Consider the following 1,988-nt stretch of genomic DNA (forward strand, 5'->3'; position numbering starts at 1 on the left):
TAAGGAAAGGGAAAACGACGCTTTTCCCTTTCCGTTGAGCGAAAAGTCCCGGATTGGACTTTTTGCGACCCTGTCAACAGTGAACAGTGAACATTTACCTGTATTCAAGCCATTTGTCCCGCCGGCTCTTCGCGTTTAACGTTTCATGGTTCACTTTTCACCGATCTTATCCATTTGACAACTCCCATGCCAATCCGATATTACAAATATGAAACGATTTTATATTCGACAGCGTTTATCTGTCAGCAGGTTCAAAGAGGGTGAGGACCAAGCGTGGCATTATTTCTTGTCGCAGAGGACGATCGCGATTTTCGTGAGCTCCTGGTAGGCGTTTTTCAGGATTCCGGTCACGAGGTCGACGAGGCATCTGACGGATCCCAGGCCTTGGAGAGGATCCGCTCGAGGAAGTACGATCTGGTCCTTACGGATGTCAAACTTCCCGGCAAGGATGGAATGGAGGTCCTCAGGGAGACCAGGTTCATGAGCCCGGACACCGAGGTGGTGATGATGACCGCCTACGGCAGTATCGACACGGCGGCGACCGGCATGAAACTGGGGGCATCCGATTTTCTTCAAAAACCGTTCAGTATCCCCGAACTTGAGATGAGAATCGAAAAGGTCCTTCGGCACAGGGATCTCGTCAGGGAGGTGGCTTACCTGAGACATACCCAGGAGGTCATCTACCGGATCGAGGATATCGTCGGTGAAAGCGCGGTTATCCGAAAGGTGCTGGAGCGCGTGAGAAAACTGGCAAACAGCAGCCGCCCGCTGCTCATCCAGGGTGAGACAGGCACGGGACGGCAACTGATTGCCGGCGCCATCCATTTCAACAGCGGCAGGAGCGAATGCGGGTTCGTCAGGGTCAGCTGCGCTGTCCGCAACCAGGTCTACCTTGAAAGCGATCTGTTCGGCCATGTCAGAGGCGCCTTCCCGGGTGCGGACAAGGCCCGGATAGGGAGGATCGAACAGGCTAACGGCGGAACCATCTTCATCGAGGAGTTCACCGAGGCCCCTGTCGAGATCCAGGGCAAATTGCTCGATTTGATCAAACGAGGGACTTTTGTAAGGTACGGCGGGAACAGGGATATCATTGTCGATGTGAGGGTTGTCATGTCGACAAGCCGTGATCTCGACTCCGAGATGCGGGCGGGGCGGATTCTTCTGGAGTTGGTCGATGTATTAAAGAAGGAGGTGATCGATGTGCCTCCTCTGCGGGATCGGAGAGAGGACATCCCTCTGCTTGCGAACTATTTTCTCCACAGGCTGCGGCAGGACCTGGACAACGGCAGGGACGCCGAACTGAACGACAAGGCCGTGAAAAAGCTCATATCCTATGATTGGCCGGGCAATATCAGGGAACTCAAGAACGTCCTGGAGCGGGCTCTATTTATCAGCGAAGGAGATGCGATCGAACCGTTCGATGTCCAACTCCCCGACGAACAACCGCCGGCAGGAACAGTAGGCCTCACCGACAGAAACCTCAAGGAACTCGAAAAGGAGGCGGTCATCGAGGCCCTGGAAAAGACCGATTACATCCAGAAGGATGCCGCCAAGCTCCTGGGCATCTCCAAGCGCGTCATCCATTACAAGATCCAGCAGTTTGGTATCAAACATCCAAGGTGGATAAAGAACAAATAAATCCCCAATCCACCTGGGATGTTTGAATTTTGGGTTCTGCGTTTGGTTTTCTGAGTGGCAACCGAAACCGCGAATCTCAAGCTATTCTTACCTTCAATTTCCGTTTCTTGCCAATGCTTCGATCTCAACAGCCGGTTTCCGCGCTGTCTGCCATGTTAAAAGATCCTCAAAATCGTTGATATAGCCCATTTATTGATGGACTCGCAAAAAGTCCATCAACGCGCCCCGCGCGGGGCGCCCAAATCAATGACCGATGAAAGCAGCCGCGCCTGAGAGAGGCGCCCGGATCGAGTGCCAATGGCTGTGTGTTCGATCCGTGAGGGAACCGAAAACCACGCTTTTCGGTTCCC

1 protein-coding gene is annotated in these 1,988 nt (G+C 53.5%); it reads left to right on the top strand.

Features of this window, described 5'->3' with window-relative positions; genetic code table 11:
• Nucleotides 1-273 precede the first annotated feature (273 nt).
• Complete coding sequence (locus P1S46_12195) at nt 274-1,638, top strand: sigma-54 dependent transcriptional regulator (protein ID MDF1537230.1); 1,365 nt, start codon at nt 274-276, stop codon at nt 1,636-1,638.
• Nucleotides 1,639-1,988: the final 350 nt, after the last annotated feature.

Source organism: bacterium (assembly GCA_029210545.1).
Lineage (GTDB): Bacteria > BMS3Abin14 > BMS3Abin14 > BMS3Abin14 > BMS3Abin14 > JARGFV01.